The organism is Paenibacillus sp. DMB20, from assembly GCF_000987955.1.
Classification (GTDB): Bacteria; Bacillota; Bacilli; order Paenibacillales; family Paenibacillaceae; genus Paenibacillus_AQ.
The window spans coordinates 510,811-526,422 of the sequence record NZ_LAZU01000021.1 but is presented as its reverse complement, the minus strand read 5'-3'; the positions used below and the strand labels follow the sequence as shown (position 1 = coordinate 526,422).

General features: G+C 48.2%; 14 protein-coding genes and 1 pseudogene. 2 read left to right on the top strand and 13 right to left on the bottom strand.

Annotation, left to right across the window (positions count from 1 at the left end):
* The first annotated feature begins 2 nt into the window (after positions 1–2).
* Both nagB and nagA read left to right on the top strand, forming a co-directional pair.
* Positions 3–731, top strand: coding sequence for a glucosamine-6-phosphate deaminase (gene nagB / locus XI25_RS09645; RefSeq protein WP_046678366.1), 729 nt, complete (start codon positions 3–5; stop codon positions 729–731).
* Positions 728–1,924: an N-acetylglucosamine-6-phosphate deacetylase gene (gene nagA, locus XI25_RS09640; protein ID WP_046678365.1), complete on the top strand. Its 1,197-nt coding sequence runs from the start codon at positions 728–730 to the stop codon at positions 1,922–1,924. Before nagB ends, nagA begins: the two co-directional genes overlap by 4 nt.
* A 292-nt stretch (positions 1,925–2,216) precedes the next feature.
* On the opposite strand, the gene XI25_RS09635 is transcribed toward nagA, so the two are convergent.
* From XI25_RS09635 to XI25_RS09575, 13 genes and pseudogenes are all read right to left on the bottom strand, one after another.
* On the bottom strand, positions 2,217–3,284 hold the full coding sequence (locus XI25_RS09635; protein ID WP_235439787.1) for a YhcN/YlaJ family sporulation lipoprotein: 1,068 nt from the start codon (positions 3,282–3,284) through the stop codon (positions 2,217–2,219).
* 103 nt (positions 3,285–3,387) lie between these two features.
* Entirely contained in the window at positions 3,388–4,563 is a 1,176-nt protein-coding gene (locus tag XI25_RS09630; protein WP_046678363.1) for an ATP-grasp domain-containing protein, read from the bottom strand.
* Entirely contained in the window at positions 4,560–5,693 is a 1,134-nt protein-coding gene (locus XI25_RS09625) for a DegT/DnrJ/EryC1/StrS family aminotransferase (RefSeq protein WP_235439786.1), read from the bottom strand. Before XI25_RS09625 ends, XI25_RS09630 begins: the two co-directional genes overlap by 4 nt.
* Positions 5,694–5,720: 27 nt before the next feature.
* Positions 5,721–6,749, bottom strand: coding sequence for a glycosyltransferase family protein (locus tag XI25_RS09620; RefSeq protein WP_046678361.1), 1,029 nt, complete (start codon positions 6,747–6,749; stop codon positions 5,721–5,723).
* Positions 6,750–6,768: 19 nt separating this feature from the next.
* Positions 6,769–7,971 carry a glycosyltransferase gene (locus tag XI25_RS09615; RefSeq protein WP_046678360.1) on the bottom strand — a complete coding sequence of 401 codons (1,203 nt, stop codon included), beginning with the start codon at positions 7,969–7,971 and terminating at the stop codon, positions 6,769–6,771.
* 18 nt (positions 7,972–7,989) lie between these two features.
* A complete protein-coding gene (locus XI25_RS09610; RefSeq protein WP_046678359.1) occupies positions 7,990–8,232 on the bottom strand; it encodes a hypothetical protein in 243 nt (80 codons plus the stop codon).
* 20 nt (positions 8,233–8,252) lie between these two features.
* The gene (locus XI25_RS09605; RefSeq protein ID WP_046678358.1) at positions 8,253–9,581 is read right to left on the bottom strand and encodes a glycosyltransferase family 2 protein; all 1,329 of its coding nucleotides are present in this window, start codon (positions 9,579–9,581) and stop codon (positions 8,253–8,255) included.
* A complete protein-coding gene (locus tag XI25_RS09600) occupies positions 9,578–10,630 on the bottom strand; it encodes a GT-D fold domain-containing protein (RefSeq protein ID WP_235439785.1) in 1,053 nt (350 codons plus the stop codon). Before XI25_RS09600 ends, XI25_RS09605 begins: the two co-directional genes overlap by 4 nt.
* Before the next feature lie 84 nt (positions 10,631–10,714).
* Positions 10,715–11,814: pseudogene (locus XI25_RS09595) on the bottom strand (glycosyltransferase family protein).
* Positions 11,815–11,898: 84 nt separating this feature from the next.
* Positions 11,899–12,609 (bottom strand): sugar phosphate nucleotidyltransferase, encoded by a 711-nt coding sequence (locus tag XI25_RS09590; RefSeq protein WP_046678357.1) that lies wholly within the window; start codon positions 12,607–12,609, stop codon positions 11,899–11,901.
* A gap of 31 nt (positions 12,610–12,640) precedes the next feature.
* The gene (locus XI25_RS09585; RefSeq protein WP_046678356.1) at positions 12,641–13,369 is read right to left on the bottom strand and encodes a glycosyltransferase family 2 protein; all 729 of its coding nucleotides are present in this window, start codon (positions 13,367–13,369) and stop codon (positions 12,641–12,643) included.
* 11 nt (positions 13,370–13,380) lie between these two features.
* Positions 13,381–14,370 (bottom strand): glycosyltransferase family 2 protein, encoded by a 990-nt coding sequence (locus XI25_RS09580; RefSeq protein ID WP_235439782.1) that lies wholly within the window; start codon positions 14,368–14,370, stop codon positions 13,381–13,383.
* A 169-nt stretch (positions 14,371–14,539) separates the two neighbouring features.
* Positions 14,540–15,346, bottom strand: coding sequence for a glycosyltransferase family 2 protein (locus XI25_RS09575; RefSeq protein WP_046678355.1), 807 nt, complete (start codon positions 15,344–15,346; stop codon positions 14,540–14,542).
* Positions 15,347–15,612 lie beyond the last annotated feature (266 nt).

Genomic DNA, 15,612 nt, shown 5'->3' with positions numbered 1-15,612 from the left:
CAATGAACATTTACACTTTCCAAAACGAATCCGGATTCGTTCAGACCGCGGCAGGCATCATCGCCAGCCTGGTGAACACCAATCCGCGCGCCAAGCTGGGTCTGGCGACAGGCAGCACCCCTGTCGGCCTTTATGCCAAGCTGATTGAAATGAATAAGGAGGGACTCGTCAGCTTTAAAGGCGTAACCACATACAACCTTGACGAATATGTCGGCCTTCCCGACAACCATTCGGAAAGCTACCGCACTTTCATGAACGAAAAATTGTTCAAACATATCGATATCAACTTGGCTCAAACGTTTATTCCGAACGGCAATGCGGCCGATCTGGAAGAAGAATGCCGACGCTACGACCGGATGCTTGAAGAGAACGGCCCCGTTGATCTTCAGCTGCTCGGCATCGGCCATAACGGACATATCGGTTTTAACGAGCCGGGAGAGACCCTTCACAGCGGCACGCACGTCACAACGCTTCAGGAGAAGACCCGCACGGCCAACGCGAGATTCTTCTCTTCCATCGAGGAGGTTCCGACCCATGCCATTACCATGGGCGTCGCATCGATCATGAAGGCGCGCCAGATCATGCTTCTCATCCGCGGCGAAGACAAGGCGGAAATCGCGCGCAGGGCGTTGACCGGTCCGATTACGACGGAATGTCCGGCTTCCTTGCTGCAGTGCCATCCCAACGTTGTCGTGCTTTTAGATCAAGGTGCAGGGAGATATTTCAAATGAGCGGAACGCAAAAAACACAAGAAACCCAAGTCACTCTGTTGTACGGTAAAGTTCTGACGCCCAAGGGCCTAATCGAACATGGCGTTCTCGCCATGCGCGGGGAGCAAATCGTTTATGCGGGAGAAGCGGCGAACTTGCCGTCCGGTCTGGAGCAATCCGCGGGCGAGGTGGTCCGTCAGGCTGACGGTTATATTATCCCCGGCTTTATCGATATTCATGTTCACGGCGGAAACGGCGAGGATTTTATGGATTCCGATCCGAAGGTGCTGGAAACGATCACCTCCTACCACTGCTCGCAGGGTACCACCGCCATGCTGGCAACGACCATGACGGCACCGAAAGCCGCAATCGATTCCGTGCTTCGAGCCGTTAATGGCTACCGTCAGCAGGACATGCCGTACACCCGCCTGGAAGGCGTGCATCTGGAAGGACCTTTTATCAGCCCGAAATGGCCCGGGGCCCAGAATCCCGAGCATATCGTAACGGCAAATATCGAATGGCTGGAAGAATGGGAGCAAGCTTATCCTGGGCTGGTTAAGCAGGTTACGCTGGCACCGGAACGCGATGGGGCTCTCGAAGCGATAGCCTGGCTTAAAAACCACAATATCGTGGCTGCCCTGGGCCATACCGACGCCTCGTACGATGATGTGATGAAAGCCATTGATGCCGGCCTGAGCCACGGCGTCCATACCTTCAATGCGATGACCGGACTTCATCACCGCAAGCCGGGCACGGTCGGAGCCATGCTCAGCGACGACCGTCTCAGCGCAGAGATCATTGCGGACGGCATTCACGTTCATCCGGCGGGCGTACGCATCTTGGCGCGGATGAAGCAGGGTCATAACCTGATTCTTATTACGGATGCCATGTCGGCGACGGGAATGCCTGACGGGGAATATACCCTTGGCGATCTTCCGGTCGTGGTGGAGAATGGCATCGCAACCCTGAAAAACAACCGCGACAGCCTTGCGGGCAGCACGCTGACCATGATCAAAGGCTTCCGATTCCTGATCCGCGAAATCGGGCTTAGCCTGGAACGCGCGTCCGAAGCCGCCAGCCTGAATCCGGCCAAGCGGATCGGAATCGATCACCGCACCGGATCTCTGGCCGAAGGCAAGTTGGCCGATGTCCTCCTGCTGGATACCGCTCTTGAGATCCAGGGCGTTTGGGTGCAGGGCAGCCGCAAATATTAACCGGTCATGGATAACCGAATATGTTGAAGAAGCATCACCCGTTTCATAAGAAAAACGTCTATCGACGTACTTCACAGAAGACAGACCGCATATAGCGGAAGTTTTTCTTGCGAGATAGGGTGGCAAACCTCCGAAGTTTATACAGACCGCGTTTAGAAGAATTTTTTCTTCCGATATCAGGAAGGTCCATGCTTCGGGAAGTTTATACTTTCTGATATTTTAAAAAAGCTCTTGCCGTTTGTCGGCAAGAGCTTTTGTTGAATAATTAAGCACAAATCATGGCAAATTGATATTAACGATTAGCCCGGTTATTAAACAGGCCGTCATTGTTGTCGAACATGTTGCCATCGCGATTATTGCGGTTTACCCCATCGTTGTTAAGAATACCATTGCGTCCTCCGATATTCAACGGAAACAGGCGGTTAATGAATACCCCGAAATCGCGCGTGGCTTCGCCTACCGTATCCGCAATGACGCCATTGTCGTTACCATTACCGTTACCATTTCGGTTTCCATTGCCATTGTTATTGTTATTGGCATACCCGGCAGAATGATTGTAAAAATCGGTATCCGCCGACACGTAAACCTGGTCGCAGTTAGGAACCGTTTTACGGACTTTGCTGCTGATGGTTTGACGAATATCATCCGGTACGTTGTTTACGTTATTCAAGTTACCGTTACCGCCATTGTTCATCATGCCATACCGATCGCCGTTAACGCCATTGGTTCCCATAAGGCCGGTGCGGTTCGTGGTGCCGCCCATCGTATCGAAACCGTTGTTATTGAAACCGCCGTTGCTGTATCCTCTTACCCCAAAGGTTCCATAACCGGCATTGCGGCCAAGGCCCGTGTCGTTATCCAGCGTTCCGGTTGGATCGCTCATGCCTCGCAAAAGACCTGCCGTGCCGGTACCGGATGTGCCGTAAAGACCGTCAGTACGTCCATTCGTGCCTGTTCCGCGGTAAGCCATGCCGTTCATTCTTCCGTTATTCGTGCTGTACATTCCGTTGTTTTGGGTGTTATTCGTTCCCGCGTTCTGCCCGTCAAGCGCCAGGGCAACGTAGGCGTTGTTTCTTGTAACGAAAACATGCGCATCACGAACGCCTTTGACTTTGGAGATTTTCGCCGACAACGCACGGCTGTATTTCATATTCGTCAGATCGTGCTGCTGTGTACCGTTGTCATTGTTGTTGTTGTTTCTTACCATGTTTCCGCCGATGCGCCCGTTGTTCTTCGTGCCGATATTATTGGTACGGGTCGTGTTTCCGTCGTTTGCGGTGTTGCAGCCCGCTAAACCGGCCACGCTGGCGATCAAGGCGGCCGACAGGGTCAAGCTGAGGGCTTTGGATTTGATCATCATTCATCCTCCATCTCTATAATAGGTGTACTGACACCGTATAGGATGACCGACCTCCAAAGCCCGTATGCTGAAAGGTTTTGGCATTGAGTACAGTTGAAGCCATCTAATTCAATTTTATTTTTATTTTCTTTTTAACTTCCTCCAGCCGGTTCATTACTTCTTCCAAGCGCTCGCCTTTGACGATGATTTGCCCGATTCTATCCGTTCCAACCCTAAATTTGTTTATTTTATCGCCTACGTTATAATCAAAAGATATTTGAATAATATCTTCATGGTTGTCGTTTCCATTCACCAGCTCTGTAATTACCCCTTCTTTATCGGAAATCAGGAGCTCGCATGCGCAGGGCTGGGAACCTTGACCGGTAAAATTAAAGCCCATGTGAAGAGCAGTTCTAACCATCAGCTCATAATAATCAAATCCATAAAAAGTAGATACGAGTTCCGGCAAGCAAGTCGCTCCCGCTCTTCCCCCGATCTCCAGAACATATACCTTCCGGTCCATTAAAATAAAATCTGCATTAATCGCACAATTGTTTAATTGCAATGCGAGAATGCTTCGCTTTAATTGAGAAAAAAGATCCTGCATTACATCATCAGGCAATTCGTAAGGGACATAATGGCCGATGGGGACCCCTGCATCTCCATAAAATATAAGATCGCCGTGAGGCATAATAAATTGAATTTCGTTATTGTAAACAAATGCCTGAGCGCCAAACTCGGTACCTTCAATAAATTCTTCAATGATAAAAAAATCGAGCTTGGTATCCCTTTTTACCTTATTATAAGCATCATCTACTTGAGCTGCATCTGTCACCTTTACAATCCCTTTACTCCCTCCACTGTCTACAGCTTTAAAGATCAGCGGCGGTGACAATATGCCGAAGGCTGCATGGGCCTCTTTTTTATTTTGAACCTTTACGAATTTAGCGGTTCTTATGCCATAATCCATAAACGCCTGCTTCATTTCCCATTTATTCGATGAAAGCTTCGCGGCTTCGTAGCTTAATCCGCATATTCCGAGTGCGTCGACTACCTTGCCTATCGACTTGACGGCCACGTCCGTACCCGTGGTACATATGCCGTCAATTCCTTCGAGTCGGGCGATTTCCTCGACTTTATCAACATTCGTTGTATCTTCATAATAAATTTTATCAGCCCAAGCAAACCCCGGGTAGTCTCCCTGACGGCTCACAACAATGACGTAATGTCCCATTCTTTTAGCTGTTTTGATTAATGGAAGCTGGGAGATCCCTGCACCTAAAACCATCAGCTTCTTCATGGTTTAAACTCCCTAATACGGCGAATGATTCGTTCTTGGTCTTCTTCTGTTACGTTTGGATGGATAGGAAGAGTGAGGATGTTTTTCCAAATATTCGAGGAGATTGGTACGACCGCCTTTAAATGGAGGTAAACCGGATGCAGGTGACACGGATAATAGTGGACTCCAGAAGCGATATTCTGCTCCTGTAAATGAGCAATCATGCGATCCCTGATGTTATCTTTACTGAATTTTATTTGGAACAAATGCCATGCGCTTCGCGAATCCGGCTGTTCCCAAGGAAGCTCAATCCATTCAAGGTCTTTCAGCTCGGATTGGTAACGTTCCGCAATTTCCCTTCGTCTTCCGTTCAACTGGTCCAGCTTGTTTAATTGAACGATCCCGATAGCCGCCTGCATATCGTTCATATGGTATTTGTATCCTACATGATCGACGAAATATTGCCAGGCATACACTTTTTCGTGAGACGACCGCAGCCAGGTATCGCGTGAGATGCCGACCCATCTCTTCTCGCGAAGCTTTCGATTCATCCACTCGGTATTGCAGGTAATCGCCCCCCCTTCGCCGCTCGTCAAATTTTTAACCGCGTGAAAGCTGAAGCAGGTAATATCGCTGATCGATCCAATGCGCTTACCTTTATATTCCGCACCGCAAGCATGCGCGGCATCCTCAATCACCTTGATTCCTTGCGACTTGGCAATTTCATGAATGGCATCCATATCGCAAGGGTGTCCCCCCATATGAACGACAATAATCGCCTTCGTCCGATCCGTTATTTTCCGTTCAATATCGGCAGGAGATATATTGAGCGTATCTTTATCAATATCTGCAAATACCGGGGTGGCGCCGACATAACTGACGGCATGGACAGTAGATATGAAAGTGATTGAAGGTACGATGACTTCATCGCCGGGTCCAAGGCCCAGAACATCCATAGCGAGGTGAAGCGCGGCTGTGCCCGAATTGAGCGCAACCGTGAACCGGCTCCCTGCAAACTTGGAAAACTGTTGCTCAAACTGTTCTGTTTTGGGGCCAAGGCCCAGCCACCCCGAACGTAATACTTCCGTCACCGCGTCGATTTCTTCTTGGCCGATACACGGCTGCAGAACGGGTATATGTTTATGGTCCAAATGAAGCTCTCCTTTCATTATCCATAGTCATTCCGGCATTAAAATTTGAGTACGCCATCGTTCGGCACAGGACTCCACCGTGAAATTCTCCCATGCCACTTGTTCCGCTCGTTCCGTAATATTCTGCCTGAGTTCGGAATTTTCGATCAGTTCCACGATCGCCTCATACCATTCATCACTGGTTCCGGAGACGATCATGCCGGTTTCTTTATTTTGAACCCATTCCTCGTATGCCGGAGAAGATGTGTAGATACCCGGAATTCGGCAGGCGGAGTATTCGCGGTATTTATTATTACTTTTACAGTCGTGGAGCAGCGTTCGTTCCAGGGGGGCCAATCCGATATCCCAACCTGAACGGTACAGACGCTTCAGAAATTTTTTATAGTTCTCATCATAAGGCTCGGTAAACACCTGCGGTTTATCTGCCAACTCTTCCGGAACGTATCCGCAAAATTCTATCCGAACTTTATCCCCATATTTCCGGATGATTTCGTCAAGAGCCCTGATCACGGGCTCGAAGGCTACCTGTTTCTTGCCGCCTTCATAACCGATCACGATTCTGTCTTCAGCTTTTTTTCTCTTTTTAAGCCCGGAGATGATCGAGAAATCGACGCTGCCCGGAAAATAAACGATTTGATTAGGTTTAAAATGGGTATCGAGATGTTTCGCAAAGAAACTCGACGCAACTTTTACCAATTGAGCATTTTTAAGAAATTTGACATACGTCTTTCTGCGTGATGATTCATGGTAATATCTCCCCATATCGGTTGCAGGCGACATTGCCAGGAAATGGTCGTCGATGACATACACCGTTCTTTTTCCCATCTCCCGGGCCATTTCAAGGTATTTGTAGGCTTCCGGCTGAACGGTGCGAAAGAAGATAACGATATCCGCATCAGCAATATTTGACTTTTCCACCTGATCGTCCGATCTGATTTTAAACTGGCAAACTCCGCTCTTTTCAAGATGTCGCAGCGGCTGCTCGATACCAATTTTATATGAAGCGATTTTCTCCGATCCGATAATGAACACGTTCATATCTCCGGTTCTTCCCATACCACCTCCCACCTCCAATTCATGTACTTAACACAAATTTCTTCCAATTATCGATGCAAGCCTGCAATGTAAAATGCTGCCTTGCGGTCATTTCTGCTTTTTCCTTAATACGCTGACGCATCGGCGGGTCTTCAATCATGGCTTTAATTCCTTCATACCAATCCTTCTCGGTATGTTCAACGAGATAACCCGTTTCGCCCTGGTTAACCCAAGGGACGTAAACAGGAGACTTCGAATAAACCCCCGGAATTCCGCAAGCGCCATATTCACGGAATTTGTTATTTGTTTTTCCTTTGTTAAATGGATTGTCGGCAAGAGGGGCTATACCAATATCCCAATTACACCGGTTCAGCTTCTTCAAGAAATCCTTGTATTCCATGCCGCCCCCTTCATATTTAACACTGGGATGATTGTCGAAAGACGAAGGAAGGTATCCGAAAAACTCCAGCCTCACAAATCCCCCGTAATAGTCAAGAATTTTGTTTAATGCAGATACAACGGGGACAAAATCCTCCTCTTTCTCGCCTCCGGCATAACCAATTACAATTTGCTCACGCTCCCGGTCGACTCTACTCTGCCGATCAAGCCATTCAAAATCGACGCTGCCCGGAAAATAAATGACATTCTTATTGAATCGTTCCTGAATATAGGTACCGAGATCAGGAGCATCTACCTTTATCGTCTTGGCATTTCTTAAAAACTTGATAAACGTTTCTCTCCGTGCTGGATCACAGTAGTATTGACCTACGGGTGTTGTCGGTTGGATTTCAAGGAAATTGTCATCGATTACATATACGGTATGTTTTCTGAGCTGGTGGGCCAACTCCAATAACGAATAGGCTGAAGGCTCCACATTGCGCACAAACACAATCGTTTCGGCAGCAGCTATCATTTCTTGGCTTACTTCATGCTCCAGCTTTAGTTCATATTGAAATTTCTCGCGTTTATTCAATGCGTCAAAAGGTTGAATGATCCCGATCTCGACGGATGGAATCATGCCGGCTGCGATCACAAGAACATCGATTTTGGAATGTTCAGATTCGATCGCCGTCACAGCGTCATGCGTAATGACTTGGGCTGCTGCAGCTGCGCGCCCTTGCTGGAAACCAGCCTCTTTTCCTTTTTGAAAGCCGTCAATACGTCCTTGTTGATAGCCGTTCAAGGTAATCGGCGGCTGAGTTGCATAACCGGTTTTTATCCTCTGTTTTTTTCTCAGAGCCATCTTATCCTTCTCCTTTATTTAATTGGCTTCTTGATGGCCTGTGTTCATACCCTCCGTATAGCCAACGTTAAAACCTTCATTGTAAGCTTCATCAAACCCCTTGTCATAGGCTTCATTGTATTCAAGCGCTTGTTGCTCAGGCGTGACTGCGCTTACTACCCTTCTCGCTCTGACCCTTCTTCTTCCTATTAATTTTCTGCCTTTAGACACTCTTCTTTTCGGTCCTAATTTCGCATTACGGCTTTTTTTCACTCTTCTCATTAAATTCACCCTCTGCACTTTTAAATGTTCTCTGCCTTAATCACCGGAGGAGGTATAATCGGGGGACCCTCCTCGTAAACCTGCAGCTCGCAAGGATTCATGGACATCGGTTGATAGGAGTCAAGCTGCCAGACTGCTAATGTGAACGGATTGATAAACCGGTGAAGCTTCGCCCCCTTACGCTGATAGACGCTGCCATCCTGCATTCTCACAAGCCTGCCTTCTATAACCCTGTTATCATCGAACGCACGGTATACAGCATTCAAGCGACGGTTTACTTCCTCGACAGAGATAACCTCACCAAGCTGCCAGTTGTAAAGATCAATCCGGGATACCCGAACGGCCTGTTTGCCGCTGGTGCCATCGATCGGATAACGCGTCCCGTTTTCTATCCAATAGGTTTTAGAGCTTGATTCTTGCACAATCACGCATGTTGGGTAGGAATCGATCGTTTTCAGGTTAGGCATTTCCGCGCTGCACTGCCAATCAAGCAGCAGCATACCGTGAGGATCACTCCATTTATTGGAGTAAAAGCTCAAATTGTTGGCATATACTTCATCAAACCTGGAGTTTAATGATTTCATGCTTACACTGCCGTAATGATGAATAAATGTATCTTTGGCTATGATTAGCTGCATTCCCAGAAGCCGTGCCCGCAATCCGTAGTCATCGTCTTCACAGTTCCCGATCTCAAATCCCTCATCGAAATAACCTAATCGAATGAAATCCTCCCGCCGAAACAGCATGCAAAAACCTGTCAACCGTTTGGTTACGAACCATCGCCGCGCATCCGACTGATTATATAATTGGGAAAACCGCTGCATCTCCGCCATATCCGCATAACTGACATCGATCAATTGGTCGCCGCTGATGTAATTCGTGACGGGTCCGACAATTCCAAATTGAGAATTGCTGTGAAGGCAGGCGAGCAGGTTGGAAAGCCAATTGGTCGTAACGACTGCGTCATTGTTCAGGATCAATAATGTTGTTCCCTTTGCCATCAAAAGCCCCTGGTTTACGGCCCCTGCAAACCCCAAGTTTTCCGGATTGATCCGAAACCGGATCCCTTGCGCCGACTTCAGATACTCTGCTGTTCCGTCTGCCGATGCATTGTCGATAATAATCAATTCGTATGGCTCATTTGTGTATCGAACAATACTTTCGACACACTCCTTTAAATAACCAAGCTGGTTATATGTCGGTATAATGATGCTCGTACCTTCAAAGTAAGTTGTGCTGCGAATGGATCCCTCTGTTTTTCCACGGCTGTAACCGTCAGCGTAACCCGCGTCAAATCCTTTCGCGTATCCGTCCTTATACCCCTGATTAGCGTATGCCCCGTTGTTCATAGAACGGATTCTCCTTTAGCTAGTGCATCAGCCAGATGGCCGAAGTCAATGGCAACTTTTCCAAACCCGGAAGCAATGCGCTGAACGATAATTACGGCAGGGATCCCCGCTCCTACGAGTGCGATATCGAATTCGCCGGCATACGATATTTCATCCATGACTCTGGGGATATCCCGCATTCCATCCACAGGGGCAACAACACCTGTTACGCGCACGCCGCTGTCCTTAAGGACCCTGGAAAGTCCGGGGGCAGAGTTTCCCACGACCAGGACACGATAGCCCGCAAAGATTCCCCGCAATAAACCTTCCACATGCAATGCGTAGTTTATGGTTGATAAAGTCAAATCGAGATTTCGGTAATCAATCCCATGGGCCTTCAATACGGAGAACGCCAGAGGTTGAAAGTTCGCAAGACGCAGCTTTGGAATTCCTACGATATCTGCTTTTTTAATCGCCGCAGCCAGCATATCCCGGGCAGCAAGATCAGGCAAATCCACGCCGGAATAACTTAAAAAAAAACCTTCTTTCCTCACCTGTTCCTCACTCATAACAACTTCTTGCGCGAGCGTCAGCAGTTCTCCATCGCCAAGGCGAACAACGGACAAGGCGGAGTTCGTTCTCAGGGCATTTCTGACCCTTGCCGCAACTTCCGAGGTGCTGAGCAGCCTGTAAAAGCGTGAATTCATTTGCTCCAAACCCGCTTCGATAATCTGGCGAACTGAAACTTCCGGGAGAATTTCAAACTCCGGGAGAATGGAATCCACGATCCCTTCCCCTCCCTCATACACTCCTTTCTTGTATTCATCGCCGGAACGTTTCGGTTCAACTTTCTCCGGCACCTGCTGCTGCATCGTCGGCATCGTTTGCATCGCTCTCGACCATGCCTCGTCATACCCGGAATCAAAGCCTTGATTAAAAGAAACGGAAGCTTGCTCCAACAGCTTCCGTTCGCAATCGCAATCAGGCTTGCTGACGGATGTTCTCCGCTGCTTGTAGAATCCTCGCTTAAGAATGCGTTTCCTCGCTCGCTTATGATTTTTTTCCCCCAAGCGCCGCTGTATGGTAATCCCCCCATTCTTACGCTCAATATATTCCTCTTCCATACATTAAGAAACGGGTATACCTATCCATTTTCACGAATCGATCTGAGGGAAAACGATATCTAGCATGGCGGTTAATCTTTTGTGATAGGTATGGTCTCTTCTCGTTCTTATCAAACCGTTAAAGGCCATTTTCTGCCTTTCTTCCTCATGCTGCAAATAGTAATGAATCTTATCTGCCAACTCATCAAGTGAACCGTAGGTTCCAATCTCATTGGCGGAATAAACCTGACCTAAATCCGGACGATGATCCGACAATTGAAGCGTGGCGCAGCGGCTATTTCAAAGGTTCGCGGATTGACGGAAAATGCCGGGGTTTTGCGGCTGTTGGCATTGATCGTATCATCATCAGCCGCACGGTGAAGGTTAATCACTATTTTGGCTCCGTTATAATAACTGGCCGTTTCCTCGGGGGTCATCCAATCGCCGAGTTTGATTTTGCCTGCAAGGAGGGAATAGCTTTGCAGCCGATCCCACCACCAGCCGGAGATGACCACTTTCTTATCCTTTAAGATCGGAGCAAGCCGGTCGATGGCTTCTACCCGATTCCAATATGCCGTTCCGATAAAGCAAATATCGGATCGATAAGAAGTCGGTACGGGTTTGGGATGGAATACTTTGGGGTTAACCGCGAACGGAAGGTGATAGACATGCTGACACCCCAACTTTCGGTAAAAGGGCAGGCAGCTTGATTCAAGCGTAAAAATATATTCATATCTGGGCGCGATCGATATTGTCCAATCCGTATAATACGGGTCGTCGGTAAACCAGACGGCCGTTTTGAATCCGCTTTGCCTCAGCCGCTTGACGGTGTCGGCTTCCAGGACGACTCCATTAAGAACGAGAACCAAGTCAGGCTCCGCATTTTGGGCCGCGGCTGCGACATCTTCCCCGGGATTAACTACCGTCACTCTTTGGACCAAATCCCCTAATGCGTCAATCACCGCCTGATCGAGCGCCGGATACGGAACGCCGATGCCTGCGGTTACATAGAGAATATGGAGATTCCGGGCTGGCGCTTTGTCCTGCGGTATTGTGCTGAGAGCAGCTTCGGAGAATCCGAGCCGGTATCCGGCTCTGCGTCCTTGCTCGAAACCGTCCTCGTATCCTTTTTGTTGTGCGGATTGCTCCATTAACCACGCTCCCTGCTGTAGCAAATTCGCTTCTGTTGTTTGCATGCAGTCAATCCTCCGGATTCATTCTTTAGAGCCTTCCCTTCACTTCAGGAGCCGATCGCTGGCTTGATGCAAGGACTGGAACGTTCCTGCATCCGTCCACCATCCGGCCAATACGTCATAGGCAAGTTGTCCCTCGGAAGCATATACGTTATTTACGTCGGTAATCTCCAGTTCGCCGCGATCGGAAGGTTTAATGGACCGAATCTTATCAAAAACCGCGGTATCATACATATAAATGCCGGTGACGCAATAATCCGATTTGGGTTCTGCCGGCTTTTCTTCAATCTTTATGATTTTGTCTCCTTCCAGAATGGGAACTCCGTATCGCCTCGGGTCATGTACCTGTTTCAATAGCACCCGGGCTCCTTCTGCTTGCTTGCGAAAGAACTGAACATAAGTTGTGAGCGGATCTTCAAACAAATTATCTCCGAGCAGCACAACAAATTTTTCATTCGGCTCCATGAAAGGTTCGGCGAGTGATAATGCTTGGGCAATCCCTCCGGCCTCTTCCTGAACCTTATAGGTAAGATGAACTCCCCACTCCTTTCCGCCGCCCAACAGTTCCGTGTATAAGCCTGCCGATTGCTTGCTGATCACCAGTAAAATGTCTACGATCCCGGCATTCCGCAACTTCTCTATCCCGTGACAAATCATCGGAATTTTCCCGACGGGGAGCAAATGTTTATTTATTATTTTTGTCAGCGGGTATAGTCGGGTGCCTGTACCTCCTGCAAGTATGACGCCCTTCATATAACCCTCCCTCTCTCGCACGGGAATCGACCTATACGTAAATCGTCGGATCGATTCCCCATTTATCGATAAATTTTTGCCGATTCCTCTCGATAAGGTTTTTTATCTCGCTCGTTCCCTGTTTGCCGAAGCTGGCACTCCCGCGATGATAAATGAAGACATCCCCGGCAATCCGGAACGTATACCCCGCATTCCTTGCCCGATGACAGTAATCATCATCTTCAAAATGGCCGGGGGAAAAACGTTCATCCAGGAAACCGATCCGTTCCAGCAACTGCCGTTTAAACAAAAAGCAAAAACCGACAAGGCGATCCACCTGAAGCCATTTCTGCGCATCCGATTCATTCAACTGATGTGCCATGTCGTCCACATTGGTATATGGCATATCGATCTGCTGCTTTCCGCTCGCATAGTTCGTGAGCGGCCCGACGATACCGATTTCAGGACTGCTGTACAGGCAACCCAGCATGTTCGTCAGCCAGTTCCGTGAAACGATAACATCATTATTCAGAAGGAGCAGCGAATCGCCGGTTGCGATTCTCAAGCCTTTATTGCACGCTGCGGGAAAACCGGCATTACCCGCCAGCGAAATGAAAGTGATGCCCTCCTGCCGGCAAACGTCGGCCGTTCCATCGGTCGAACCGTTATCGACAACGATGATTTCATACGGTTTATCCGTATATTTTTTAATAGAATAAATACAATCTTTAAGCAGTTCCCTTCCGTTATATGTCGGGATAATAATGCTCGTTAATCTCATGCCCTCCACCTTCATACCCTGATTATTTGGCGGTGCCTAATCTGATCCGGAAACGATAACCTTGAGCCTTTCGAATCGATTACCGCCTTTAAAGCTTCGATATGGTCTCCGATGATCATGTCGGAAACGACGTTATTAGGACCGACATTCCGGGCTCTAATCCGATTCCTTGTAATGACATCCACGCTGGCGGGCGCGCTTATGGACAGTCCCTTCTCTATGGCAATGACCTGCGCTTTCGGAGGGATCGCGAGGTTACCGTATCCGATCATGCCTGCCGCTTCCTTCCTCATTGCATGCGGAACGGCAGTCAGCGAATTGGCTTCAAGGTCCCCCCTCGACATCGACCGGTTTAAAAATTCTTTGACGGTGGTTACGGCATCCCGGCCGGAGAATAAGCCGATATAAGGAGTAATATTGTTTAATGCAATATCCGTTCCTCTTTCTATCGCATCTATAAAAGGTACGAGTTGTTCCGCCATCACCGGAAAATCGCCGTCCAAAAATAGCAGAATGTCGGAATCGGCCAGCTTCGCCCCTATAGCCCTGCCAACATCGTGACCTAAAGCACGCTGGTAATGAACGATGGTGGCATCCGATTGGTTTCGGATCATTTCAAAGCTCTCATCCGTTGATCCGTTCACCACAAATATCATTTCATGCAACGGCATCCGCTGCAGTTGTTCGATTACTTGAAGAATGGTATCCTTTTCATTCATGACCATAACGATCGCAGCCACCGTTTTATCTGTCGGAAGCAATACGCGATTGCCGAAATACACTTTTGCATGTTTGCAGTATCCTTCCGCAAATTTGGCAGCGGCAGCGAAGTAAAACGGCCATGACCGTTGTTTTACGGAATGATGCCAGCGATTCCAACTCTTGTTTATTTGTTGATAAGGACTCATCTTGTGCGCTTCAGACTCCTTCTCAACCGAATGTGCGCTTTCGGCTGCGATCGCCGCCTGAAAACCGGCTGAATAAGCATTTTCCTTCCACACGCTCGGGATATCTTCTGCATTCAACGGTTTCATTGCGGAAGGTTGGAATCGAAAGTTACGATCATTCCGTTTTTTCCTGTTGATTGATGTTCCGGTTCGTTTGAGTTTTCTTCTCCGGAAATTTGAGTTCCTCTTCCTGATTCGTCTCCGTTTTTTAATCATCATCGGATCACAACACGCTTTCTCTGAAACGTTTAAGATCTGGCCGATTGCCCCGCGCGCCGGCTTTGGAAATAAACCAATCTATAGCCTCCAAATGATCGCCGACGATTAGGACTTCAAGGGGATCGTTTCCTCTGGTTCTCCCTCTTCTGGGGTTGCTGGTTCCAACGTCGATTTCATGAACACCCCGAACTTTCAGCCCATGATATACGGCAACAGCCATCGCCTTCGGAGGAACAGCCAAATTTTCAATGCCGATCAGATCCCTGGCACAGCGGCTCATCGCATGCGGGATCGTCGTTAAGGATGCACCTTTCAGCCCGGGATTGGAGACCAAAATATTTAAGGCATGCTTGGCAAGTACAACGCTGTGAACGTGCATCTTACGGGTCGGTCCCAAATACTTGTTTAAGGCTACATCCACGCCGTCTTCAACCGCTCTTATCAAGGGTATGAAATCCTTGGTTTTAATTACGATATCCGCATCGGTAAACAGCAGGATGTCCCCCTTGGCCTCTTTGGCACCGATGCTTCGGCCTACATCCTGTCCCAGTGAATGGGGAATACGGATGACTTTCGCGCCGACCTTTTGCGCAATCTCGGCCGTGCCGTCCGTGGAACCGTTGGCAACGACGATGATCTCCGTCTCGGGATGCACCTGGTAGGCTTGATGGATTACAGCCGCAATGGTCTTCCTTTCATTCATGGCAGGAATGATGACTGATACCTTGGGGATTTCCGAATTACGGATCATGGACGGATTTTGCCGTCTTGTTAGACGCTTTGAGGGGCTCGCAGGAATTCGTTTCAACATGTTTCTCACCTGCCAAGTTTGTAATAAGAAACGTGTTTTGATTGAAATTCTTATATGATAAGGAACTTCTCCCCTCATATTATGTATGGTTTTTTATCCTGTAACGGCATTCGTACCTTAAGGCGAAAAAAACGAAACTGGTAACTACCCTAGAGACTAACGAACATACCATTCTATTTTTCTTGAATAAAATACAACATGACTTATAAGGAGTGGACAGGAACCCTATTTTTCCTTCCATATATTTCAAAATGTGCTCTTTTTCT